We start from the raw sequence: 24,416 nt of genomic DNA on the forward strand, positions 1-24,416 counted from the left end.
ACGCTTCGGGTCCGTATGGCTGTGGCGCGAGACACCTCCCTCTGGGGCTGCATGGATGATCGGGCGGCAAAGCCCCCGGTGCCATGGGAAAGGTCTGGTGGCCGGTGCGATCCGTCCGAAATCTCAACAAGAAAAGGGTGATCGGGCCCTTCGACCCGATCACCCTTTCAAGGCGCGCCCGTTCAGGCGGCTGCGGCGTGCGCTTCCGCGCCCTGCTGCATGGAAGCCACCAGCTTGCGGATCAGTTCAGCGGCCTGCGACACATCCATCGCCTCGGCCACCGATGCCTGGGTTGCTCCGGCCGATGCCCCCATTCCGGCGGCATCCAGCACGGAGTCATCGCTCACCAGAGCCGACAGCGCCGGCGTTTCACGCGTACCAGCGAACCAGACGTCCGCCATGGCATGTGTGCTGCCGTCGGCGGCGGTGTAGCTGGAGGTCAGGCCCAGCGTGTTGCCGAACTGCTGCTCGCTGCCTTCGACGGCATTGAGCGACATCGCAGCCACGCCCGCCTGGCCCAGGGTCAGCAACTCGCCGGCATCGGTGTTGCCATTGCCGTTGCCGTCCACCCAGACGCGCAGGCTGGAGAAGATCCCGTCCTTTGCGTCGATCTTGCCGTCGTGGTTGTCGTCGTACTGGGCCAGGGCTTCGTAGCCGTTGAAAGCTGTTCCGCCCTTGACCAGTGCCATCGCATCGCCGAACAGTTCCTTGCCGCTGTTGATCTTGCCGTCGCCGTTGAGGTCCAGCGCCAGCAGGCCATCGTGACGATCGACCCAGCCGGACTGCGTGTGGGTGCCGTTGCCGACGAAGTCGAAGCTCACGCCATGGTCGCTGCCCACCGTATGGACGCCATCGCCATTCAGGTCCAGCACCAGCGGCGTGTTGTTCGCCGAGGTCATGCAATTGCCGCCGGCCTTGGAAACGATGTTGCCTTCCGAATCGGTCTCCACGACGAAAGCCTGAGCCGTCACGTCCTGATGGCTCATCACACTGCCGTTGGGGCCGCTGCCCCATTGGCGGAACTCGTAGAACTTCGCAGCCTGCGCGGCGCTGAGCCAGTAGTCACCGTTGGCGTCCGCCTGTGCGATCGTGCCATCGGCCAGCTTCAGGAAAGTCGGGGCCACAGCGTAGTCGACCTGGTTGATCGTCACCTTGTAGAACAGGCTCTCGCTGCCATCGGTGTCGGGCGAAGAGTTCGTCCCGGCGATGGTGACCTGATGCCAGACACCGACATAGCCGCCGGCCGTACCCACGGCAACGGCATTGCCCTGGGCATTGACGGTCTGCCAGTCGGGGGCGGTGTACCCGCCCATCGTGACCGAAGTGACTGTCGCCACGCCGTCGGCCACCGGTGCCACATCGATCGTCATGTGACCCTTGACCGTCGCGCCGCCACTGGTTTCCACATAGTCGAAGGACGAGTAGTGCGCCTTCATGTTGCCTTCACCGGCCGTGCTGTATTCCGGTCCACCCGACTGATTCACACCCGGTATGTACAGCAGCTTTCCTGCCTGGATCTCCGCCTGGGAGATCGACTGACCTGCCGTCACCATCTTCCATTCGGAAGTCGGCGTGTAGTACCAGAGCCATCCGCTCGCAGGCAAGCTGGAAATGGTGATGACGCCCTTGCCATCGCCCACCGTGCTGCTGAAGGAATCCCACCCGATGAAGGATTGGACGTCCTCCGCCAGCTTGAACGTATTGAACTCGCCGTAGCTGGAGACCAGACCGATATCGACGATCGAGTTCTGCTCGCCGGCGTTCAGCCGGAACCAGCCCGTGCGTCCATCCGCACCCACGTCGGAGTCCAGGCCGCCATTCGTACCCCTCATCGCGGCGGTGTAACCCGTCATGTAGGCCGGCAGTGCCGCCGTGCCCAGGTCGTACAGGCTGTCGGACTGCAGGTTGGTGAACCTGAAATTGCCGTTGGCATCGGTGACGGTGGTGGAGAAGGTGTCGTTGCCATCACCCAGCAACCCACCCGAGCCGGTACCGCGCAGCGTCACGGTGACGCCTGCCACGCCCGCCTCGCCGGCATCCTGGATCCCGTTCTTGTTCGTGTCCAGCCAGACGCGATCGCCGACGGAGGCAAGCCCCGCCTTGATCAGGCCCACATCGATGCCGGTTTCGCTCTGACCATGCTTGATGGTGAAGGCCGCCGAGTTGCCCGCTGCATCGACGTTGCTGTCAATGCCGCTGCGTCCACCAGCCGTCTGCGTGGTGAAAGCCATGCCGGTGGGAGCGTCGGCGTGGATCTTGTACTGGCCCGCAGCCACCGCGCCGAAGCCATACCAGCCGTTGGCATTGGTCGTCGTACTGCGGCTGCTGTCGTCAGCGGTGCCGAACACGCCGTCCTTGCCCGCGCCGATCAGGGTGATCTTCACGCCGGCCACAGACGATTCACCGGCGTCCTGCAGACCATTGCCGTTCGTGTCGTTCCAGACCCGGTTGCCCACCGTGGCCGAGAACTTCGCGAAACCCGCATCGATGGTTTTGTTGGCCTCACCGGTGGCGAGATTGATGATCCCGGTCTTGCCGTTGGCATCGATGTCGCTGTCGGTTGCGGAAGTGGCGTTGCTGTTGTTGGCCTTGACAGCCTCGTAGCCCGCGGGTGCACCGAAGGTCAGTTGGTACTGGCCACCCAGCAGGTTGTTGAAGCTGTACTTGCCGCTGGCATCGGTGGTGGTCGTGGCCTTGATGTCGTCGGCGGTGCCGAAGACCTTGTCCGCGCCCGCGCCGAGCAGCGAAACGCTCACGCCAGCCAAGCCCTTCTCGCCGGCGTCCTGCACGCCGCAGCCGCAGGCATCCGCCCAGACGAAGTCGCCAATGCTCGCCGTGCCGGTGCTGATGCCCGCATCCACGTCGGTGCGGTCCTGGCCAACGGCGAGGGCGATCGTGTCGGTTCGCCCCGTTTGCTGATTGGCGTCCGAGTCAGCCGTGTCGTAGCCATTGTTCCCGTAGTTGGCGGTGGTGAGCTGATAGCCCGCCGGCACGTTGCTGAACTGAACCTGGTAGTTGCCGGCAACGAGGCCGGTGAACAGGTACTTGCCGTTGGCGTCCGTGGTCGTGGTCTGCAGCGTGGTGTCGTCGGCCGTGCCGAACACACCGTCGGCGCCAGCGCCCTTCAACTGCACCGTGACGCCAGCCACGCCGGTGTTGCCGTCGTCCTGGTAGCCGTTGCGGTTGGTGTCCATCCATACGGTGTCGCCGATCGAGCCGAGCCGTGCCGTGATGCCGATGTCCACCGTCAGGTTCTGCTCGCCCTTGCCGAGCTTGACCACGTCGGTGTAGCCGCCCACGCGGTCAGCGTCGAGCTTGGTGAGGTCGGAGTCGGTGGCATCGTTGCCGCCGGCGTTGGCCACGGTTGCCTCTTGCGTGGCAGCGTTCAGTCCGTGGCCGTTGTAGGTCCTGACGGCATAGCTGCCGGCGTTCAGTTCGGTGAACAGGTAGTTGCCGTTGGCGTCGGTGTTCTTGTCGGCCACGTGCACGTCGTCGCCAGTGCCAGCGACGCCGTCCGCGCCCACGTTGTAAAGGCGCACCAGCACGTTGCCGATACCCGCCTCGCCCGCATCCTGGATGCCGTTGCGGTTGGTGTCGAACCAGACGCGGTCGCCCAGGCTGGAGAGCTTGTCGCGAATGCCGGCGTCCACGTCCGTGCGGTCCTGACCCGCCGTCAGCGTGATGGTGTCGGTGCGGCCAGTGACCTGGTTGGCATCGCTGTCGGACGTGTCGTAGCCGTTGTTGCCGTAGTTCGCCGTGGTGAACTCGGTGCCTGGCAGCAGGCCGCTGAACTGCACCTGGTAGTTGCCGGCCGTGAGGTCGGTGAACAGGTACTTGCCGTTGGCATCCGTGGTCGTGGTCTTGAGGGTGATGTCATCGGCCGTGCCGAAGACGCCGTCCGCGCCCGTGCCCTTCAGTTGCACCGTGACGCCAGCCACGCCCGTATTGCCGTCGTTCTGGTAGCCGTCGCGGTTGGTGTCGACCCAGACGGTGTCGCCGATGCTGCCCAGCTTCGAGGTGAAGCCGATGTCCACCGTCAGGTTCTGCTCGCCCTTGCCGAGAGTGACCGCGTTGGTGTAGCCGATGTTGGCCGCCACCTTGGTGACGTCCGAGTCGATGGCGTCGTTGGTGCCTGCATCGCCCTGGGTGAAGACGGTGGTCGTCGGATCGATGGTCCAGTTGTAGCCGTAGGTCTTGACGTAGTAGTTGCCGGCGGAGAGATCGTCGAACAGGTACTTGCCGTCGGCCAGCGTGAACATCTGGTTCACGTAGACATCATCGCCGGTGCCGACCAGACCGTCTGCGCCGGTCCTGTAGAGCTGCACCAGCACATCCTTGATGCCGGCTTCGCCCGCATCCTGGATGCCATTGCGGTTGGTATCGAACCAGACGCGGTCGCCCAGGCTGGAGAGCTTGTCGCGGATGCCGGCGTCCACATCGGTGCGGTCCTGACCCGCCGTCAGCGTGACGGTGTCGGTGCGGCCGGTGGTCTGGTTGGCGTCGCTGTCGGCCGTGTCGTAGCCGTTGTTGCCGTAGTTCGCCGTGGTGAACTCGGTACCCGGCTGCAGACCGCTGAACTGCACCTGGTAGTCACCCGCCGTGAGGCCGGTGAACAGGTACTTGCCGTTGGCGTCCGTGGTCGTGGTCTTGAGCGTGGTGTCGTCGGCCGTGCCGAACACGCCGTCGACGCCCGCGCCCTTCAATTGGACCGTGATGCCGGACACGCCCGTACCCGTCTCGTCCTGGTAGCCGTTGCGGTTGGTGTCGACCCAGACGGTGTCGCCGATTGAGCCGAGCCGAGCCGTGATGCCGATGTCCACCGTCAGGTTCTGCTCGCCCTTGCCGAGCTTGACCACGTCGGTGAAGCCGCCCACGCGGTCGGCATCGAGCTTGGTGAGGTCGGAGTCGACGGCATCGTTGGTGCCGGCGTTGGCAATCGTTGCCTCTTGCGTGGCAGCGTTCAGTCCGTGGCCGTTGTAGGTCCTGACGGCATAGCTGCCGGCGTTCAGGTCCGTGAACAGGTAGTTGCCGTTGGCGTCGGTGTACTTGTCGGCCAGTTGCACGTCGTCGCCGGTGCCGGCCACGCCGTCCGCACCGACGTTGAACAGGCGCACCAGCACGTTGCCGATGCCTGCTTCGCCCGCATCCTGGATGCCGTTGCGGTTGGTGTCGAACCAGACGCGGTCGCCAAGGCTGGAGAGCTTGTCGCGAATGCCGGCGTCCACGTCGGTGCGGTCCTGACCCGCCGTCAGCGTGATGGTGTCGGTGCGGCCAGTGACCTGGTTGGCATCGCTGTCGGACGTGTCGTAGCCGTTGTTGCCGTAGTTCGCCGTGGTGAACTCGGTGCCTGGCAGCAGGCCGCTGAACTGCACCTGGTAGTTGCCGGCCGTGAGGTCGGTGAACAGGTACTTGCCGTTGGCATCCGTGGTCGTGGTCTTGAGGGTGATGTCATCGGCCGTGCCGAAGACGCCGTCCGCGCCCGTGCCCTTCAGTTGCACCGTGACGCCAGCCACGCCGGTGTTGCCTTCGTCCTGGAAGCCGTTGCGGTTGGTGTCGACCCAGACGGTGTCGCCGATGCTGCCCAGCTTCGAGGTGAAGCCGATGTCCACCGTCAGGTTCTGCTCGCCCTTGCCGAGAGTGACCGCATTGGTGTAGCCAATGTTGGCCGCCACCTTGGTGACGTCCGAGTCGATGGCGTCGTTCGTGCCTGCATCGCCCTGGGTGAAGACGGTGGTCGTCGGATCGATGGCCCAGTTGTAGCCATAGGTCTTGACGTAGTAGTTGCCGGCTTCGAGGCTGTCGAACAGGTACTTGCCATCGGCGGCGGTGAACATCTGGTTCACGTAGACGTCATCGGCCGTGCCGACCAGACCGTCTGCGCCGGTCTTGTACAACTGCACCAGCACGCCGCCGATGCCGGCTTCACCCGGATCCTGCAGGCCGTTGCGGTTGGCGTCGAACCAGACGCGGTCGCCCAGGCTGCCCAGCTTGTCGACCAGACCCGCATCCACGTCGGTGCGGTTCTGGCCCGGCGTCAGGGTGATGGTGTCGGTGCGGCCAGTGGACTGGTTGGCATCGCTGTCCATCGTGTCGTAGCCGTTGTTGCCGTAGTTCGCCGTGGTGAAGGCGGTGCCGGCCGGCAGGTTGCCGAACTGCACCTGGTAGTCGCCTGGCGCGAGGTTGGTGAACAGGTACTTGCCGTTGGCGTCCGTGGTGGTGGTTGCCAGCGTGGTGTCGTCGGCCGTGCCGAACACGCCGTCGGCGCCCGCGCCCTTGAGTTGCACCGTGACGCCGGCCACGCCCGTGCCCGTCTCGTCCTGATAGCCGTTGCGGTTGGTGTCGAGCCACACGGTGTCGCCGATGCTGCCGGGCTTGAAGAAGCCGGCGTCGACGGTGGTGTTGGTCTCGCCCGACTTGAGCGTGTAGCAGCCGGTGAAGCCGTTCGCGCCTGCATCGGAGTCGAAGGCATCGTTGCCGACGTTGGCGGTGCTGAGCACCGAGCCGTCGTTGGCGATGAATTTGACCATGTAGTCGCCGGGCTTCAGGCCGGTGAAGCTGTAGTTGCCGTTGGCGTCGGTGGTCTGCGTGCCAATGAGCGTGCCGGGCTGGTCGTTGACGCCGCAGGTGTAGAGCTGCACCGTGACGCCGGCCTTGCCGGTTTCGCCGGCGTCCTGGACGCCGTTGCCGTTGGTGTCGTTCCAGACCTTGTCGCCGATGGTGGCGGGCTTGTAGAAGCCGGCATCCACCGTGTTGTTGGTTTCGCCCGAGCCCAGCGTGTAGCAGCCGGTGAAGCCGTTGCTGCCGGCGTCGGAGTCCAGCGCATCGTTGCCGACGTTGGCGGTGCTGAGCACCGAGCCATCCGCGGCGATGAACTTGACCATGTAGTCGCCGGGCTTCAGGCCGGTGAAGCTGTAGTTGCCGTTGGCGTCAGTGGTCTGCGTGGCAACCAGCGTACCGGGCTGGTCGTTGACGCCGCAGGTGTAGAGCTCGACCCGGACGCCGGACTTGCCGGTTTCGCCCGCATCCTGCACGCCGTTGCCGTTGGTGTCTTCCCAGACGCGGTCGCCGATGGTGGCGGTCTTGTAGAAGCCTGCATCGACGGTGTTGTTGGTTTCGCCCACTGCCAGCGTGTAGCAGCCGGTGAGGCCGCCCGCGCCCGCATCGGAATCCGTGGCGTCGTTGACGCCGGCATTGGCCGTGCTCAGCACCGAGCCGTCGGTACTCGTGAACTGCACGATGTACATGCCGGCGGGCAGGTTGTTGAAGTGGTAGTTGCCGTTGGCGTCGGTCACGGTGCTGCCGACCAGGCCGGACGGCACGCCGTCCATGCACACGAACAGGTTGACGATGACGCCGGCCTTGCCGGTTTCGCCGGCATCCTGGATGCCATTGGCGTTGGTGTCGTTCCAGACGCGGTCGCCGAGGCTGGCCGTGTTGTTCGGCTTGAAGCCCGCATCGACAGTGTTGTTGGTCTCGCCGGAGGTGAGGGTGTAGCAGCCGGTGAAGCCGTTGCTGCCGGCGTCCGAATCGAGCGCATCGTTGCCGACGTTGGCCGTGCTCAGCACGGTGCCGTCGGTGGCGATGAACTTGACCATGTAGTCGCCCGGCTTCAGGCCGGAGAAGCTGTAGTTGCCATTGGCGTCGGTGGTCTGCGTGGCGACGAGCGCACCTGGCTGGTCGTTGACGCCGCAGGTGTAGAGCTCGACCCGGACGCCGGACTTGCCGGTCTCGCCCGCGTCCTGCACGCCGTTGCCGTTGGTGTCGTTCCAGACGCGGTCGCCGATCTTCGCGTACTTGTAGAAGCCGGAGTCGACGGTGGCGTTGTATTCGCCTGGCGCGAGGTAGGTGATGTTCGACAGCTTGCCGTCACTGTTGGTGCCAGAGGCTGCGTTGCCGTCGACCTGGCGCGGGCTGGCCGCGTCGTAGCCGGCCGGATCGGTGAAGCGAACCTGGTAGCCCACGCCCGGCGTGAGGCCCTTGAAGCTGTAGTTGCCATTGGCGTCAGTGGTGGTGCTGGCGAGCACTTCGTTGGCGCTGATGGCACCGTCGCCGTTGGCGTCGCGCACCAGTTCCACCTTGGCACCGGCAATGCCGGCTTCGCCTGCTTCCTGGATGCCGTTGGCGTTGCTGTCGCTCCAGACGCGGTCGCCGAGCTTGGCGGCACGGGTCTCGACGATGAGGTTCTGGTCGTGGAACTGTTCCCACCTGACGGGGTCGATGACGACAGCCAGGACCTCACCCGCATCGGGGACGAAATCGTTGTGGGTCAGCGCAAGATCGGCCAGCGTGCTGCCGTACGAAGGATCGTGGGTAATCAGGTACCAGATCGCGTTCTGGACGTCGGTGGCGGTGAAGCTGCTCGTTCCGCTGCGGTAGTAGTTGAGCAGCCAGTTGATGGCGCCGTCCGAGGTGAAATTGTTCTCGGCCGACACCTCGAAGGCGGCATAGCCGAAGCCGGCGTAGGAGAGTCCGTTGTTGTAGTCGAGGTAGACCTGTGGCTGGATGCACCAGGCATTCAAGACCGTGCCCGTGGGACCAAGCGGCGACACCGCATTGAACAGGACATCGTAGTAGCTGTCATTGCCGGGCGCCGCCGGCTTGGTGATGACGATCGGAGAAGAAAAGTAGGGGGAGGCCATATTGAGCGGTCCTTGGCTGACAAAACAAACCCCGGCTTATTCGACCGTCGACACGTAGGTGCGACTGCGCAGAAAGGCCAGGAACAGCGAAAGGAAGAGGGAGTTACGCAACCGCTCGCACACAATCCCGCAGGTCCTGGGGGAAATCCCAGGGCCTTGCACGTGGCCTAGCTGTCTTGTTGCATCCGCCGGTCGCACGCACGAGTGCTCCGTCGATGTTTTTCATGCATCCCCCTACCAATCGGGCCCACTCACCGAAGTAAACGGACCCGGCACGAATACTAAACACAAAGTGCTAAGCGGTAGCCCGCCAATCGTTCTAGTCCAGGTGGAGATTGGAACCTTTACACGGAATTGAAGGCATCAATGTTGAGCATTTGTCACCAAGGCAGACGCCCGCTGTTGATGCCTCGACGGCGTCACGCCGCCAGGCTTTGCTCCAGCGCGTCGATGAAGCGCCTGGGCACGTCGAAGCCGGTCTGGTCCGAGATTTCCTGGAAGCAGGTCGGGCTGGTGACGTTGATCTCGGTGACGTACTCGCCGATCACGTCGAGGCCGATCAGGAGCAGCCCGCGCGGAGCCAGCGCACGGCCTACCGCCTCGGCGATCTTGCGGTTGCTGTCGGAGAGCGGTTGCGCCACGCCCTTGCCGCCGGCCGCCAGGTTCCCGCGCACCTCGGTGCCTTGCGGGATGCGCGCGAGCACGAAAGGCACCGGCTCGCCGGCGATGATGAGGATGCGCTTGTCGCCCAGCGAGATCTCGGGCACGAAGCGCTGGACCATGATGGTTTCGGCGCCGTTCTTGTTGAGCGTCTCGGTGATCGAGCCGAGGTTCAGCGCGTCCTCGCGCACGCGGAAGATGCCCATGCCGCCCATGCCGTCGAGCGGCTTGAGGATGATGTCCTTGTGCTCGGCATGGAAGGCGCGCACGGCGGCGGGGTCGCGCGTGACGAGCGTGGGGCTGGTGAACTGCTGGAACTCCATCACGGCGAGCTTCTCGGGATGGTCGCGCAGGGCGGCGGGGCTGTTGAAGACCTTGGCGCCTTCGCGTTCGGCCTGGCCGAGCAGGTGCGTGGCGTAGATGTATTCGGCGTCGAAGGGCGGGTCCTTGCGCATGATCACTGCGTCGAAGGTGTGCAGCGGGGTGGCGCGCGCGGGCGTCTCGGTGAACCACTGGTCGGCATGGCCGGTGAGTGTGATGTCGCGCACGGTGGCCGTCACCGGCTGGCCGGTCTGCCAGCCGAGGTCGCGCGGCTCGCAGGCCGAGACGCTGTGCCCGCGGCGTTGCGCTTCGCGCATCATCGAGAAGGTGGTGTCCTTGTAGATCTTGAATTGTTCGAGCGGGTCGGCAACGAAGAGGATGTTCATCGGGGAGCCTTTTCGGCGGACGAGGGTGTGGAAGTGGAAGCGGGCACGGAGGCGGCCCGGCGGCTGCCCAGGCTCTGGATGCCCAGGGCCACGGCGCCGGCGACGACGCCCCAGAAGGCCGAGCCGATGCCGGCCAGCGTGACGCCGGAAAGCGTGACCAGGAAGGTGATGAGCGCGGCCTCGCGATGGGCGTCGTCGCGCACTGCTGCGGCGAGTCCGCCGCCGATGGTGCCGAGCAAGGCCAGGCCGGCGATGGCCGCGACCAGTTCTTTCGGGAAGGCGGTGAGCAAGCCGGTGACGGCCGCGCCGAACAGGCCGATGACCACGTAGATCGCGCCGCAACTCACGGCCGCCGTGTAGCGCCGCGCCTTGTCGTCATGCGCCTCGCGGCCCATGCAGATGGCGGCGGTGATGGCGCTGAGGTTCAGCGCGAAGGCGCCGAAGGGCGCGAGCACGAGCGTCACCAAGCCGCTGATGGTGATGAGCTTGCTGACCGGCATGTCGTAGCCGGCCGCGCGGATCGCTGCCACGCCGGGCAGGTTCTGCGAGGCCATCGTCACGACGAAGAGCGGCAGCGCCAGGCTGATGGCTGCCTGCAAGGTGAACACGGGCATCGTGAACACCGGCATTGCGAGGTGGAAGTGGACTTCAGACCAAGCGAGTTGGCCGCGCGCCGCGGCGAAGACGATCGCCACCAGCAATGTCAGCGGCACCGCATAGCGCGCGACGAAGCGCTTGGCCAGCAGGTAGGTGGCAAGCATCAGCAGCACCAGCGGCAGGGCCGTCTGCGCGGCGGTGAAGGCCTGCAAGCCGAAGCGCGCCAGCACGCCCGCGAGCAGCGCGGAGGCGATCTCCATCGGGATCTTGTTCATCACGCGCTCGAACCAGCCGGTGGCGCCCGCGAGGGTGATGAGCACCGCGCAGACGATGAAGGCGCCGACCGCCTCGTTCATCGAATAGCCGGCACCGGCCACGGCCAGCACCGCGGCGCCCGGCGTGCTCCACGCAATCATCACCGGCATGCGCCACCACAGCGAGGGCAGGGCGGACGCCAGCCCCATGCCCAGGCCCAGCGCCCACATCCACGAACTGATGACTTCCGGAGAGGCGCCAAAGGCCAGCGCGGCCTGGAACACGATGGCCACCGAACTCGTGAAGCCCACGAGCACGGCGACGAATCCTGCCGTGAACGCCGACAGGCTGAGGTCCTTGAAAAAACGCATCGGGCGATTGTGCCGGCTGGGCGGGGCCGTCGCCCGGACAAGGCTTCCGTGCCGGTCGTCGGACTTTGGACATGCACATATGGAAAGATCCGAGGCCGACCGCCGTGGGCCTCCGCAGCGCTGGCTATCCTCGCGGCGCATTTCTTGCGGCACCCGCTCGCGCATCCACTCGAATCGCCTAGACCGCATCACATGACCGAACGCTGGCCCCACCTGCTGCCCCACCACGGGCGCTTCGACTACTCGCCGATCACGCGCCGCCCCGACTGGCACTGGCCCAACGGCGCGCGGCTGGCGGTCTACCTGGGCTTCAACCTCGAGCACTTCGCGTTCGGCGACGGGTTGGGCGCGCGCATCGGGCCGCCTTCGGCCGAGCCGGATGTGCTGAACCATGGCTGGCGCGAATACGGCAACCGCGTCGGTGCCTGGCGTTGCATGGAACTGTTCGACCAACTCGGGTTGCCGACCGGCGCATTGGTCAACACCGCGCTCTACGACCACTGTCCGGAACTCGTCGCAGCCGTGGTCGCGCGCGGCGACGAACTCATCGGCCACGGCCACAGCAATGCCGAGCGGCAGGCCGAGTTCGACGAAGCCGGCGAGCGCGCCTTGCTGCAACGCTGCAGCGCCCGCATGGCCAGCGAAAGCGGACAAGCGCCAACGGGCTGGCTTTCGCCCTGGATCTCCGAAAGCAGATTGACCCCCGACCTGCTGGCCGAGACCGGCTACCGCTACACGCTCAACTGGTGCCACGACGACCAGCCCACGCGCATGCACACGCGCAGCGGCCGGTCGCTGTGGGCCGTGCCCTATCCGCAGGAACTCAACGACATCCCGATGATCGTGACGCGCCAGATGGACGCAAAGGACTTCTGCGCGATGGTGCGCGACAACTTCGACGAGATGCTGCAACAGTCCGCGCGCCAGCCGCTGGTGATGGGGCTGGCGCTGCATCCCTACATCTTCGGCCAACCGTACCGGCTGCGGCACCTGCGCACGGTGCTCGAAGTCTTTGCCGCGGCGCGCGACCAAGGTGAGATCTGGTTCACCACACCCGGCGGGATCTGCCGGCACATGGAAGCGCTGGCGGCCGAACGGCCGGAGGAATTCAGCGCGATCTGAACTGAAGTCCCGGGCGCATTGCAGCCGGGGTGGCTGTGCAACTTCGGTTCAGAGATCGAAGTTGGTCGGCAGCATGACCACGTCGCGAATGGTCATGCCTCGCGGCCGCGTCAGCATGAACCGCACCACCTCGGCCACCTCGCTCGTCTCCAGCAGGCTGCCGGACGCCTTGGCTTCCGCCAGCTTCTCCGCCGGCCAGTCCGCGAGCAGCGCACTGATCACCGGCCCCGGCGAGATCGAGCCGACACGGATCCCATGCTTGAACACCTGGCGCCGCACCGTCTGCACGAAGCAGTTGATCGCCCATTTCGACGACGCGTAGACGGGCTCCCAAGGCGTCGGGAAGTGCGCCGCCAAGGAACTCGTGACGATGATGTCGCCGGTCTTTCGCGCGATCATGTGCGGCAGCACGTCGTGCACGTTCTTCATCACGACGTTGACGTTGAGGTTGAGCATGCGGTCGATGGCCGTGGTGTCCGAGTCGACCAGGTCGCCGCCGACATAGCTGCCGGCATTGGCATGCAGGATGTCCAGTTGGCCGGCCAGTTCCAGCACGCGGGGCAGCAGCGTCGCGCAGTCCTTGGCGTCCAGAAGGTCGATGACCAGCGGGATCACCGCATCGCCATGCTTGCTGCAATGCACTTGCAACGCCGCGTCGTCGCGGTCCACCATCACCACGCGTGCGCCGGCGGCGAGCATCGCCTCGGTGCTCGCCAGGCCGATGCCCGACGCGGCGCCGGTGACGACGGCCACCTTGCCTTCCAGTTCTCTTGCCATGCTGTGTCTCCGGTTCAGTCCTGGAGGCGACGATAGACCTCGCCGAGGGCGCCGGGCATATCGCAAAGTGCTCGACCGATACTCTCCTGCGCTGGCAGGGCGGGAACATCCCTGAGCCGTGGCAGCCCGTCGGCTGAATGGGCAGGATCGGGTGGACAGCAACCATCCGATCTCAGTGATCAGTGGACTAGATCTCTATCTTCGACCCCAGCTCCACCACCGCGTTGTTCGGCAGCCCCAGGAAGCCCGCCGCGCCGCTCGCGCTGTGGTGCATCTGCGCGAACAGCTTCTCGCGCCACGGTGCCATGCCGCTGCCCAGCGTCGGGATGACAACATCGCGCGAGAGGAAGTAGCTGGTCGTCATCGGCTCCAGCTGGCAGCCGCGCATGCGGGCATGCTCCAGCGCGCGCGGCAGGTCGATGTCGTTCTTGAAGCCGTAGTGCACCGTGATCTGCCAGCAGTGATGGCCGAGCGCCTCGATCTCGATGCGCTTGTCCATCGGCACCCAAGGCACCTGGTGATTGCGCACCGTGACGAACATGTTCTGGTCGTGCAGCACCTTGTTGTGCTTGAGGTTGTGCAGCAGCGCGTTCGGCACCACGCCGGGCTCGGCGGTGAGGAACACGGCCGTGCCGTCGACCCGCGTGGGCGGGCTCACGAACACCGAATCCAGGAAACTCTGCAGGTCGATCGCATCGGCGCGCTGCACCTCGCCCATCAGGCGGCGGCCTTCCTTCCAGGTGATCATCAGCGTGAACACGCAGCCGCCGATCAGGAGCGGGAACCAGCCGCCCTCGAACAGCTTCAGCAAGTTCGACGCGAAGAACAGGAAGTCGACGATGAAGAACATGGCCGTCGACGCGATGCACAACGCCAGCGGCAGCTTCCAGGCAAAGCGGATCACGAAGAAGGTCAGCACCGTGGTGATCAGCATGTCGGTGGTCACGGCAATGCCGTAGGCCGCGGCCAGGCTGCTCGACGAACGGAACATCACCACTGCCAGCACGATGGCCACGAACAGTCCCCAATTCACGAAGGGGATGTAGATCTGCCCGGCTGTGCGCACGCTGGTGTGCTCGATGTTGAGGCGCGGCAGGTAGCCGAGCTGGATGACTTGGCGCGTGACGCTGAAGGCGCCGGTGATGAGCGCTTGCGACGCGATCACGGTGGCCGCCGTCGCCAGGATCACCAGCGGTATCAGCGCCCAGTCCGGCGCCATGTTGAAGAAGGGGTTCTTCACCGCCTCGGGGCTCCCCAGCAGCAGCGCGCCCTGGCCGAAATAGTTGAGCGTCAACGCCGGCATGACCACCGAGAACCACGCGATGCGGATCGGCCCCTTGCCGAAGTGGCCGAGGTCGGCATAGAGCGCCTCTGCCCCGGTCACGCACAGCACCGTCGCGCCCAGGATGATGAAGCTGGTGACCGGGTTGTCCCACATGAACTTCAGCGCGTAGTGCGGGCTCAGCGCCTTGAGGATTTCGGGGTGCGTGAGGATCTGGTTCACGCCCAGCACGGCGATCACCGCGAACCATATCAGCGTGATCGGCCCGAAGAACTTGCCGATGCCGGCCGTGCCGTTCTTCTGCACGAAGAACAGGCAGAACAGCACCACCAGGGTGATCGGGATCACGTAGCGGGTGAAGTGCGGCGACACCACCTCCAGGCCCTCGACCGCCGACAGCACCGAGATGGCCGGCGTGATGACGCCGTCGCCGTAGAACAGCGAGGTGCCGAAGATGCCCACCATCAGCAGCACCTGGCGCAACCTGGGCTTGTCGTGCACCGCCTGCGAGGCCAGTGCCAGCATGGCGACCAGGCCGCCTTCACCCTCGTTGTCGGCGCGCAGCACCAGCACCACGTACTTGAGCGAGACGATGACCGTCAGGGTCCAGAAGAACATCGACAGGATGCCGTAGACGTTCTCGATGGTGAACTGGACGTGTCCGTGCGCGAACACTTCCTTCATCGCGTAGAGCACGCTGGTGCCGATGTCGCCGTAGACGACGCCGATGGCCGCGATGATCAGCGCGGGGGATGAGGATTTGGGGGCTGACACGAAGGTCGCTGGAGAGCGGGTCGGCGAAAGCTGCCGGGCACCGCGGGCCGCCTGCGCTGCCTCGCTTACCCTCCCGCCCTCTTTTTGTCCGATTGCTGTGGGGTTGCTATTTTGACGCTGCGGCCAAGCGCCGCAAGGGGCGCTGTGGCCCGTTGGCATCAATCGAATGTGCTACACGCACGCGAAAGCTCACTCGTAGACCTCGGCATCCGGATTGGTCGCCTCCAGCTCGTAGCTGGCCGCGACCATCGCCAACCGGGCCACCACGCCGTACATGTAGAAGCGATTCGGCGCGCTGGCACCCGGCTTGGCGCCTGGCTGAGGTAAGTGCGCACTCTCCGAAAAAGCCAACGGCACGAAGCTCGCACCTGGCGAGACCAGGCTTTCATCCGGGCTGCGGCCGGCATGCACGCGGTAGAAGCCGCCGACCACGTAGCGGTCCATCATGTAGACCACCGGCTCGGCCACGCCGTCGTGCACGCGCTCGTTGGTCAGCACGCCTTCCTGCACGATCAGCGGCTCGAACTCGGCGGTCGGGCTCATCATGCTGCGCGTCTTGGGGTCGAGGTTGTCCAGGTCCTTGACGTCGCGCACCGTCAGCACGCCCACCCCCGCCGCGCCGTTGTCCGGCTTGACGATGACGAAGGGCTTCTCGTTGATGCCGTATTCCTTGTACTTGCGGCGCACCTTGGTCAGCACCGTGTCCACATGGCTGGCCAGCACGTCCATGCCGGTCTTCGAACCGAAGTTGACGCCCTGCGCCCGCGCATACATCGGGTTGATCAGCCACGGGTCGATGCCCAGCAGCTTGCCGAAGCGCTTGGACAGCTCCTCGTAGCTGTGGAAATGGTTGCTCATGCGCCGCGACGGCCAGGCGGCATGCAACGGCGGCAGCAGGTATTGCTCGTGCAGGTCTTCCAGGATGCCCGGGATGCCGGCCGACAGGTCGTTGTTCAGCAGGATGGTGCAGGGGTCGAAGTTCTTCAGCCCGAGGCGGCGCTTGGTGCGCACCACCGGCTCCAGGCAGACCGTCTCGCCGTTCGGCAGCGCGATCTTCTTCGGCGTCTTGATCTGCGGGTCGATCGAGCCGACACGGACGTTGAGCCCGGCCATCTGGAAGATGTGCACCAGTTGGGCGACGTTGGCCAGGTAGAAGGTGTTGCGCGAGTGGTTTTCCGGAATGACGAGCAGGTTGCGCGCCTCCGGGCAGATCTTCTCGATGGCGGCCTGGGCGGCCTGCACGGCCAGCGGCAGCATCTCCCGGGTCAGGTTGTTCCAGCCGCGCGGGAACATGTTGGTGTCCACCGGCGCCAGCTTGAAGCCGGCATTGCGCACGTCGACCGAGGTGTAGAACGGCGGCGTGTGCTCCATCCACTCCAGCCGGAACCAGCGCTCGATCGCCGGCATGGAGTCGAGCACGCGCTGCTCGAGCTCGTTGATGGGGCCGGTCAGGGCGGTGACGAGGTGGGGGACCATGGACGGGGTGACCTTCGGAAAACCGGAGTGCGATTGTAGGGAATTGGGGCTGACTGCCCGCTTTGCAACCGCCCAACGGCGTCGGCGCGACGCCTGACTACTTGCGCCAGAAGGACGGCGTGAGCAGTGCGATGAAGCTCAGAAGTTCCAGCCGCCCCAGCACCATCGCGAAGGTGCAGACCCAGACCTGAAAGTCCGTCAGCACGCCGAAATGGGAGGACGGCCCGATGTCCCCCAGCCCCGGGCCGGTGCAGTTGACGCTGGCCACCACGGCGCTGAACGCGGTGATCGGGTCTAGGTCGGTCAGCACCAGCAGCATGCTCAGCGAAATGATGGTCACGCCGTACACGAGCATGAAGGCCAGCACCGAGAAGATGACCCGGTTGTCGATCACTGTGTTGCCGAGCGTCACCGGCTGCACCGCGCGTGGATGCACCAGCCGGGTCATCTCGCGCAGCGCCTGCTTGACCAGGATCAGCACCCGCACCATCTTGATGCCGCAGCCTGCCGAGCCGGCGCTGGTGGCCAGCCCGGAGAGCAACAGCATCAGCATCGGCGCGAAGGCCGGCCATTTCAGGTAGTCGACGGTGGCATAGCCGGTGGTGCTGGCCACGGAGACGGTGTGGAAGATGCCGAGGCGCAGCGAATCGAGCGGGCCGTAGATGCCCTTGGCCCACAGCACGGCCGAGACCACCAGGCCGCCGCCAAGCAGCGCGATGATCGTCGCGCGCATCTCCAGGTCGCGCCAGAAGCCGCGCAGGCTGCGCTTGCGCACGGCGACGAAGTACAGCGCGAAGTTGCAGCTCGCCGCCAGCATGAAGACGACGGAGATCGCCTCCAGCCATCCCGAATTGAAATGCGCAAAGCTCGCGTCATGCGAGGACAGCCCACCCAGGCTCACCGTGCTGAACATGTGCATGAGGGCGTCCATGAGCGTCATGCCCGCCGCCCAGTAGGCCAGGAAGCAGACGATCGAGAAGGTCGAGTAGATGCCCCACAGGCCCTTGGCGGTTTCCTTCACGCGCGGCGTGAGTTTGCTGTCCTTGATCGGACCGGCGATTTCCGCCTTGAAGAGCTGGCTGCCGCCCACGCCCAGCAACGGCAGGATCGCCACCGCCAGCACCAGGATGCCCATGCCGCCGAGCCACTGCAGGAAGGTGCGCCAGAAGTTGATCGACAGCGGCAGTTCGTCGAGCTTGGTGAGCACCGTGGCGCCCGTCGTCGTGAGCCCCGAAACGGCCTCGAAATAGGCATGCGTGAAGTTGATCGGGCGGCCGATGTCGTCGAGCGCCCACATCAGCGGCACGCTCGCGAAGAATGGCAGCAGCACCCAGGTCAGCGACACCAGGAAGATGCCGTGGCGCGGTTGCAGCTCCCGCTTGAACTTGCGCAGGCCGGCCCACAGCAGCGCCCCGCTCACCAACGCCGTCCCCGCCGAAATGCCCCAGACGTGGACCAGCCCGTCCTTCTGGACCCAGGACACGACGCAGGGCAGCAGCATCCCCAGCGAGAAGAAGGTGAGCAGCGCGCCCAGCACGCGCAGGACCGGGAAGAAATCGATCATGTCGAAGGCCCCGGGGTCAGAAGAAGGTCGCGCTGACGCGGAACAGCTTTTCCACTTCGCGGATCTGGCGCTTGCGTGGAATGAAGATGACGATGTGGTCGTTGCTCTCGATGACGGTGTTGCCGTGCGGAATGATCACCTTGGGCGGCAGCGGCAGTTCAGTGGTCGGCGGCGCGTCCACGTCGATCTCGGGCAGGCCGCGCATGATGAGCCCGACCTGCGCCCCCTTGGGCAGCTTGAGGTCGTCGATGCTGCGCCCGACCACGCGCGAGGTCTTGCGGTCGCCCCGCGCCACGATCTCCAGGGCCTCGGCCACGCCCCGCCGCAGGCTGTGCACCGCCTGCACGTCGCCCTGCCGCACATAGGCCAGCAACTCGCCCAGCATGGTCTGCGAGGGCGACAACGCGATGTCGATCTGCGTGCCGTGCATCAGCTCCGCATAGGTGCGCCGGTTGATCAGCGCCAGCACGCGCGTCGCGCCCATGCGCTTGGCCAGCAGGCTGGCCATGATGTTGTCCTCGTCGTCGCTGGTCAGCGCCAGGAAGAGATCGATGGTCTCGATGCCCTCGTCTTCCAGCATGTCCTCGTCCGTGCCGTCGCCGTGCAGCACCAGCACCCCGGGCAGTTCGGAGGCCAATTGCACGCAGCGGTCGTGGTCGCGCTCCAGCACCTTGAGCTGGTAGTTGCGGCCCGTCGCCAGCAGTTGCTTGGCCAGCCGCAGCCCGACCCGGCCGCCGCCCGCGATCATGATGCGCTCCACCTCCCGCTTGGCCGACTGGTCGTACCGGTGCAGTGCCGTCAGCACCGCTGGGAGGTGCTCGCGCGCCGACAGGACGAAGACCTCGTCGCCCGGCTCGATGCGGGTGATGCCCTCGCAGGTGATGAACACGTCCGGCCTGTCTTCCAGCCGCCGGTAGATCGCGACGATGCGCATGTCGGCATTCGGCACGCACTCGCTCAACTCCGCGATGCTGTGCTGTACCAGCGGCGCCCCGGCCACTGCCCGCACCGACACCAGGCAGGCCAGGCCGCCGGCGAATTCCCGCACCTGCAGCGCCTCGGGGTATTCGACCAGCTTGCCGATGTAGCGGGTGAGCGATTCCTCGGGGCAGATGATGCGGTCGACCGCGAAGCCATCCTTGCCGACGAGCGGGCTGTCGTCCTTGAAGGCGCTGGAACGCACGCGTGCGATGCGGGTGGGAATGCCGAACACCTGGTGCGCCACCTTGCAGCACACCAGGTTGGTCTCGTCCAGCGCGGCGCAGGCGATGAGCATGTCGGCGTCGCGCGCGCCGGCCTCGGCCAGCACGTCAGGGTCGATGCCGCTGCCGACCACGCCGCGCAGCTCGAAGCGGTCTTCCAGCTCGCGCAGGCGCCGCGCGTCCGTGTCGATGACCGTGATGTCATTGCGTTCGGACACCAACGTGCCCGCGACGCTCTCGCCGATTCGGCCTGCGCCGAGGATGATGATTTTCAAGTTGTGCTCCCCCGGGGCGCTTTATACGCCTGAAGGAGCCAGCTTCAACTGCGGACTTCGCCTTGGCCTAGAACAACGTACTTCAGCGAGGTCAGTCCTTCGATGCCGACCGGGCCGCGCGCATGGAACTTGTCGGTGCTGATGCCGATTTCCGCGCCGAGGCCGAACTCGAAGCCGTCGGCGAAGCGCGTGCTGGTGTTGACCATGACGCTGGCCGAATCGACCTCGCGCAGAAAGCGCTGGGCATGGACGTGGTCGCGCGTGACGATGGCGTCGGTGTGGTGGCTGGAATAGCGGTTGATGTGGGCGATGGCTTCGTCCACGTCCTTCACCACCTTGATGCTGATGACGGCGGCGAGGTATTCCTCGGACCAGTCGGATTCGACCGCGTCGACCGCGGCCAATCCGGCACCTCGCACGATGGCGCCGGCGGCAGCGTCGCAGCGCATCTCCACGCCCTTGGTCGCAAAGACCTGGCCGATCCGCGGCAGGAACTTCGGCGCCACCGCTTCCGTGACCAGCAGGCCTTCCGCGGCATTGCAGGGGCTGTACTTCTGCGTCTTGGCGTTGTCGACGATCTTCAGTGCCATGTCGATGTCGGCCGTGTCGTCCACGAACACATGGCAATTACCGTCCAGGTGCTTGATCACCGGCACCTTGGCCTCGCGGCTGATGCGCTCGATCAGGCCCTTGCCGCCGCGCGGGATGATCACGTCGACGTATTCGGGCATAGCGATGAGGCGGCCGACGGCTTCACGGTCGGTGGTCTGCACCAGTTGCACCGCATCCACGGGCAAACCGACCTCGGCCAGCGATTCCGACACCAGCAGCGCCAGCGCCTTGTTCGATTCAATGGCCTCCGAGCCGCCGCGCAGGATCGCCGCGTTGCCGCTCTTGATGGCCAGGCTGGCGGCCTCGATGGTCACGTTGGGCCGGCTCTCGAAGATCATGCCGAACACGCCGAGCGGCACGCGCATCTGGCCGACGCGGATGCCGCTGGGCATCTGCTTCATGCCGATGATCTCGCCGATCACGTCGGGCATGGCGGCGAGCTGTTCGCAGCCTTCGGCGACGGTGGCCAGCACCTTGGGCGTGAGCTTGAGGCGATCGACCATCGGCGCGGACAGGCCCGCGGCGACGGCACGGTCGATGTCGCGGGCGTTGGCTTCGGCCAGCTCTGGACCGGCTTCGCGCAGGCGGCGGGCCAGTGCCTTCAGGGCCTTGTTCTTGATGGCGGCATCGGCGCGCGCCATCTGGGCGGCAGCGGCCTTGGCTTGCAGGCCCAGGGCCTGCATGTGTTCGTTGACGTTGAACGCGTTCATGCCGGCATTTTCCCACCGCTTGCACCGGCGCAGGCGCGGCAGGTCATTTGCGCCAGCCGGTGCAGCGCCTGCCAGCCATTGGCGGGCCAGTCGGGCTGCTTCAGGCCCTTGACGATGCCGTCGACCACATGGGCCGCGCGCAGCAGCTGGTTCAGCCGGCGCTCGTCGATGCGTGGCAGCACGCGCTCGAAGGCACGTTCCTTGTTGCCCCAGATACGGTTCTCGCGCAGGGCCATCGGCAGCGGGCGACCGGCGGCCATCGCGTCCTTCACGCGCTTGAGCGCGCGGATGTCCTCGGCCAGCGTGTAATGCACCAGCACCTCGGCCTCGCCCTCGGCCTGCAGGCCGTCGAGCATGCGCGCCACGCGCTGCGAATTGCCGGCCAGCACCGCCTCGCCGAGCTTGAACACGTCGTATCGGGCCACGTTGTGCACCGCGCTCTCGACCTGCTCCCAGCCCAGCTCGCCGGGCGGATGCAGCAGCGCGAGCTTCTGGATCTCCTGGTGCGCGGCCAGCAGGTTGCCTTCGACGCGGTCCGCGAAGAACTGCAAGGTGCGCTGGCCCTCTTCGCCAGCCTTCACGCGCTGGCCTTGCAGGCTCAGGCGCTGGGCGATCCATTGGGGCAGGGCGGCGCGGTCGATCGGGTCGATCTGCAGCGCCACGCCATTCGATTCGAGCGCGCCGAACCAGGCGCCGGTGCGTGTGGCCTTGTCGAGGCGGGGCAGCATGACCAGTGTGAGCGTGCTGTCGTTGCCGACGGCCGATTGGGCCAGCTGTTGCAGGGCCACGCTGCCGTCCTTGCCGGGCTTGCCGGAGGGGATGCGGATCTCGACGATCTGCTTGTCGGCGAACAGGCTCAGCGATCCGCCGGCCGCGAGCACGGCGCTCCAGTCGAAGTGGGCGCCGGCGACGGTGTACGAACTGCGCTCGGTGTAGCCCTGTGTGCGCGCGGCCGTGCGGATGGCGTCGGCCGCTTCCTGCGCGAGCAGCGGCTCATCGCCGTGAAGGGTGTAGAGCGGGCGCAGGCCGTCTTTGAGGTGCGCCGCGAGCCGGCCGAGGGCGAGTTCCATGGGCCGCGAGTTTACGCACCCCCGGCCGCGAAGAAGGTGTGAATCTTTCTACTGCGGCCACCGATCTCGGGGCTGCGGTGCTGGCTCCGGCATAACAAGCGCTATCGCGCAGTTGTTAGCCTCTGCCGCAACTTCGTTGTCACCGCACGAGAGTGCGGTTCCGCTCCTCGACCCGACCTCGGTGCCCTCGCTACGAAATCTTCACACCTTCTTCAGGCGGCCAGCGCTTGCTCCGGCAACTCGGCCCGCGCGAAGGCAGACAGCAGCGCGAACGCGGACGCCGCCGTGCGGTGGTCGACGTCGTGCAAGGGGTTGTACTCGGTCACTTCGACGGCCACGCAAGCCGGGTCGGCGGCATGGCCGCGCAGGGCCTGCAGGGCGTCCACCAATGCGATGCCGGCCTCGACCGGCGTGCCGGTGCCGGGGGCATCGGCAGGATCGAGCGCATCGAGGTCGAAGCTTAGGCCCCAGGCCACGGTGCGCTGGCGCACCAGCGCGAGCGCCTCCGCGAAGCACGCGCCAAAACCGCGGCGATCGACCTCCGGCATGTACATCACGCGCACGCCCAGCGACTCCAGCAAGTCACGCTCGCCTGCCTCGTAGCTGCGCGCGCCGATGATGACCAGGTTGCCCGACTTGATCTTGCCGGTCCAGCCGTAGAGCGAGGTCAGTCCCGGCGTGCCATGGCCCAGCAGCGCCGCCACCGGCATGCCGTGCGGCGCCAGGCTGTCGGAGGAATCGAGCGTGTGCGCATCGAGGTGCGCATCGATCCAGATGAGTCCGATGTCACCCTTCTCGCGCCACGCATCGGCGACCGCACTCCAGGTGCCGACCGCGCACGAATGGTCGCCGCCGACGACCACCGGCATCGCGCACTGCTGCAACTGCCGGCGCACGGAAGCGGCCAGCCGGACGCTGAATTCCTCGACCGAATCCAGCCGCGCCTGCGGTTGCTCCTCATGGCGCGCGTGCACCATGTCGACCCAGCGCGCATCGCGATGCGGTTCGGCCAAGTGCTTCGCGAGGCCGCGGTCACGCAGCGCCTGCGCGCCCAGCTTGCAGCCGCTGTCGCTCGCGCCTTCGCCGACCTCGGCGCCGATCAGGGCGAGGGGTTTGTGCTTCTTCATCGACGGCTCCTCAGGCTGCTTTCAGCGCGGTGTTGGCGCCTTGCAATGAATAGCCGAACAGATCCTTCGGGTCGTCCATGGTCGGCACCAGGTCGATCTCACGGCCCACGTCGTGCGCCAGCGCGAGCTTGTGCACGTAGCGCAGCGCCGACAGGTCTTCCAGCGCAAAGCCGACCGAATCGAACAGCGTGACCTGCTCCGCGTTGTCCCGTCCGGCGACGCGGCCGGCCAGCACTTCCCACAGCGCCGTGACGGCGAAGTCGGCCGGCATCTGCTGCAGCTCACCCTCGATGCGGGTCTGCGGCTCGTACTCGACGAACACCTTGGCGCGGTTGAGGATTTCGGCTTCCAGCTCGGTCTTGCCCGGGCAGTCGCCGCCGACCGCGTTCAGATGCATGCCGGGTTCCAGCAGGTCGGCCGTGAGGATCGTCGCGTAGGCCTTGTCGGCGGTGACGGTGGTCACGATGTCCGCGCCCTGCACGGCTTCACGCACGCTGGCGGCGCGGATCACCTGCAGCGCGCCGCTGCGGATCTGCGGCGCCAGGTTGGCCAGCAGCTTGTGGGTGGCCATCGGGTCGACGTCGAACACGCGCAGTTCGCGGATGCCGAGCCGGTCCATGAAGGCCAGCGCCTGGAACTCCGATTGCGCGCCATTACCGATCAACGCCATCGAGCGCGCGCCGGGCCGGGCCAGCGCGGCGGCGGCCATGACCGAGGTGGCGGCGGTGCGCAGCGCGGTGGTCATGGTCAGCTCGCTCAGCAGCATCGGGTAGCCGGTGGCCACGTCGGCCAGCACGCCGAAGGCCATCACGGTGGACATCTGCACGCTCGGGTTGCCGGGATGGCCGTTGACGTACTTGAAGGCGTAGAGCTGCTGGTCCGACACCGGCATCAGCTCAATGACGCCGCCCTTCGAATGGTTGGCGGTGCGGGCGCTCTTCTGGAAGTCTTCCCAGCGCAGGAAATCCTCGTGGATGCAGGCTTCCATCTCGCGGGTCATGCGTTGGGCCCCGAGTTGCCGGATCAGGTGCCTCATGTCGTGGATGTCGACGTAGCGTGTCATTTTTGTCTTCCTTGAAGGCCACCGCGGCCGATAAGGAAGTCTAGGTTTCGAGCCCTCTCCACAAAGGACGTTGTGCGCTGCGTCGACGCCTTTTCAGGCTGTTTTGAGGCCACTTCACTTCCGATTCGGAAGC

Annotated in this window: 13 protein-coding genes; 1 reads left to right on the forward strand and 12 read right to left on the reverse strand. The window is 66.0% G+C overall.

All coding sequences use genetic code 11. The annotated features are described in order from the left end of the window. Positions 1-182: 182 nt before the first annotated feature. The 3 genes from WKW82_RS34090 to WKW82_RS34100 all read right to left on the reverse strand — a co-directional run bounded on the left by WKW82_RS34090 (position 183) and on the right by WKW82_RS34100 (position 11,229). On the reverse strand, positions 183-8,639 hold the full coding sequence (locus WKW82_RS34090) for an SdrD B-like domain-containing protein (protein ID WP_340347445.1): 8,457 nt from the start codon (positions 8,637-8,639) through the stop codon (positions 183-185). Positions 8,640-9,058: 419 nt separating this feature from the next. Continuing rightward, positions 9,059-10,006 carry a glutathione synthase gene (gene gshB, locus WKW82_RS34095; protein WP_340347446.1) on the reverse strand — a complete coding sequence of 316 codons (948 nt, stop codon included), beginning with the start codon at positions 10,004-10,006 and terminating at the stop codon, positions 9,059-9,061. Beyond that, positions 10,003-11,229 carry a benzoate/H(+) symporter BenE family transporter gene (locus tag WKW82_RS34100; protein ID WP_340347447.1) on the reverse strand — a complete coding sequence of 409 codons (1,227 nt, stop codon included), beginning with the start codon at positions 11,227-11,229 and terminating at the stop codon, positions 10,003-10,005. Before WKW82_RS34100 ends, gshB begins: the two co-directional genes overlap by 4 nt. Before the next feature lie 192 nt (positions 11,230-11,421). On the opposite strand from WKW82_RS34100, the gene WKW82_RS34105 reads away from it, so the two are divergent. Next, positions 11,422-12,351, forward strand: coding sequence for a polysaccharide deacetylase family protein (locus tag WKW82_RS34105; protein ID WP_340347448.1), 930 nt, complete (start codon positions 11,422-11,424; stop codon positions 12,349-12,351). A 48-nt stretch (positions 12,352-12,399) separates the two neighbouring features. On the opposite strand, the gene WKW82_RS34110 is transcribed toward WKW82_RS34105, so the two are convergent. The 9 genes from WKW82_RS34110 to WKW82_RS34150 form a co-directional block, all read right to left on the reverse strand. Next, positions 12,400-13,128 (reverse strand): SDR family oxidoreductase, encoded by a 729-nt coding sequence (locus tag WKW82_RS34110; RefSeq protein ID WP_340347449.1) that lies wholly within the window; start codon positions 13,126-13,128, stop codon positions 12,400-12,402. Positions 13,129-13,315: 187 nt separating this feature from the next. Continuing rightward, positions 13,316-15,184, reverse strand: a complete 1,869-nt coding sequence (locus WKW82_RS34115; RefSeq protein ID WP_340347450.1) for a potassium transporter Kup — start codon at positions 15,182-15,184, stop codon at positions 13,316-13,318. Between the two features lie 189 nt (positions 15,185-15,373). Next, entirely contained in the window at positions 15,374-16,660 is a 1,287-nt protein-coding gene (gene gshA, locus WKW82_RS34120) for a glutamate--cysteine ligase (RefSeq protein ID WP_340347451.1), read from the reverse strand. A 97-nt stretch (positions 16,661-16,757) separates the two neighbouring features. Continuing rightward, complete coding sequence (locus tag WKW82_RS34125) at positions 16,758-18,224, reverse strand: TrkH family potassium uptake protein (RefSeq protein WP_340347452.1); 1,467 nt, start codon at positions 18,222-18,224, stop codon at positions 16,758-16,760. 16 nt (positions 18,225-18,240) lie between these two features. After that, positions 18,241-19,701 (reverse strand): Trk system potassium transporter TrkA, encoded by a 1,461-nt coding sequence (gene trkA / locus WKW82_RS34130; protein WP_340347454.1) that lies wholly within the window; start codon positions 19,699-19,701, stop codon positions 18,241-18,243. Between the two features lie 44 nt (positions 19,702-19,745). After that, positions 19,746-21,023, reverse strand: a complete 1,278-nt coding sequence (locus WKW82_RS34135) for a glutamate-5-semialdehyde dehydrogenase (protein ID WP_340347455.1) — start codon at positions 21,021-21,023, stop codon at positions 19,746-19,748. Further along, the gene (gene holA, locus WKW82_RS34140; RefSeq protein ID WP_340347456.1) at positions 21,020-22,093 is read right to left on the reverse strand and encodes a DNA polymerase III subunit delta; all 1,074 of its coding nucleotides are present in this window, start codon (positions 22,091-22,093) and stop codon (positions 21,020-21,022) included. The genes WKW82_RS34135 and holA overlap by 4 nt, the downstream gene beginning before the upstream one ends. A gap of 212 nt (positions 22,094-22,305) precedes the next feature. After that, entirely contained in the window at positions 22,306-23,220 is a 915-nt protein-coding gene (locus WKW82_RS34145; protein ID WP_340347458.1) for an arginase, read from the reverse strand. A gap of 10 nt (positions 23,221-23,230) precedes the next feature. Further along, positions 23,231-24,283, reverse strand: a complete 1,053-nt coding sequence (locus tag WKW82_RS34150) for an ornithine cyclodeaminase (protein ID WP_340347459.1) — start codon at positions 24,281-24,283, stop codon at positions 23,231-23,233. Positions 24,284-24,416 lie beyond the last annotated feature (133 nt).

This window comes from Variovorax rhizosphaerae (genome assembly GCF_037889975.1).
Classification (GTDB): Bacteria; Pseudomonadota; Gammaproteobacteria; order Burkholderiales; family Burkholderiaceae_C; genus Variovorax; species Variovorax rhizosphaerae.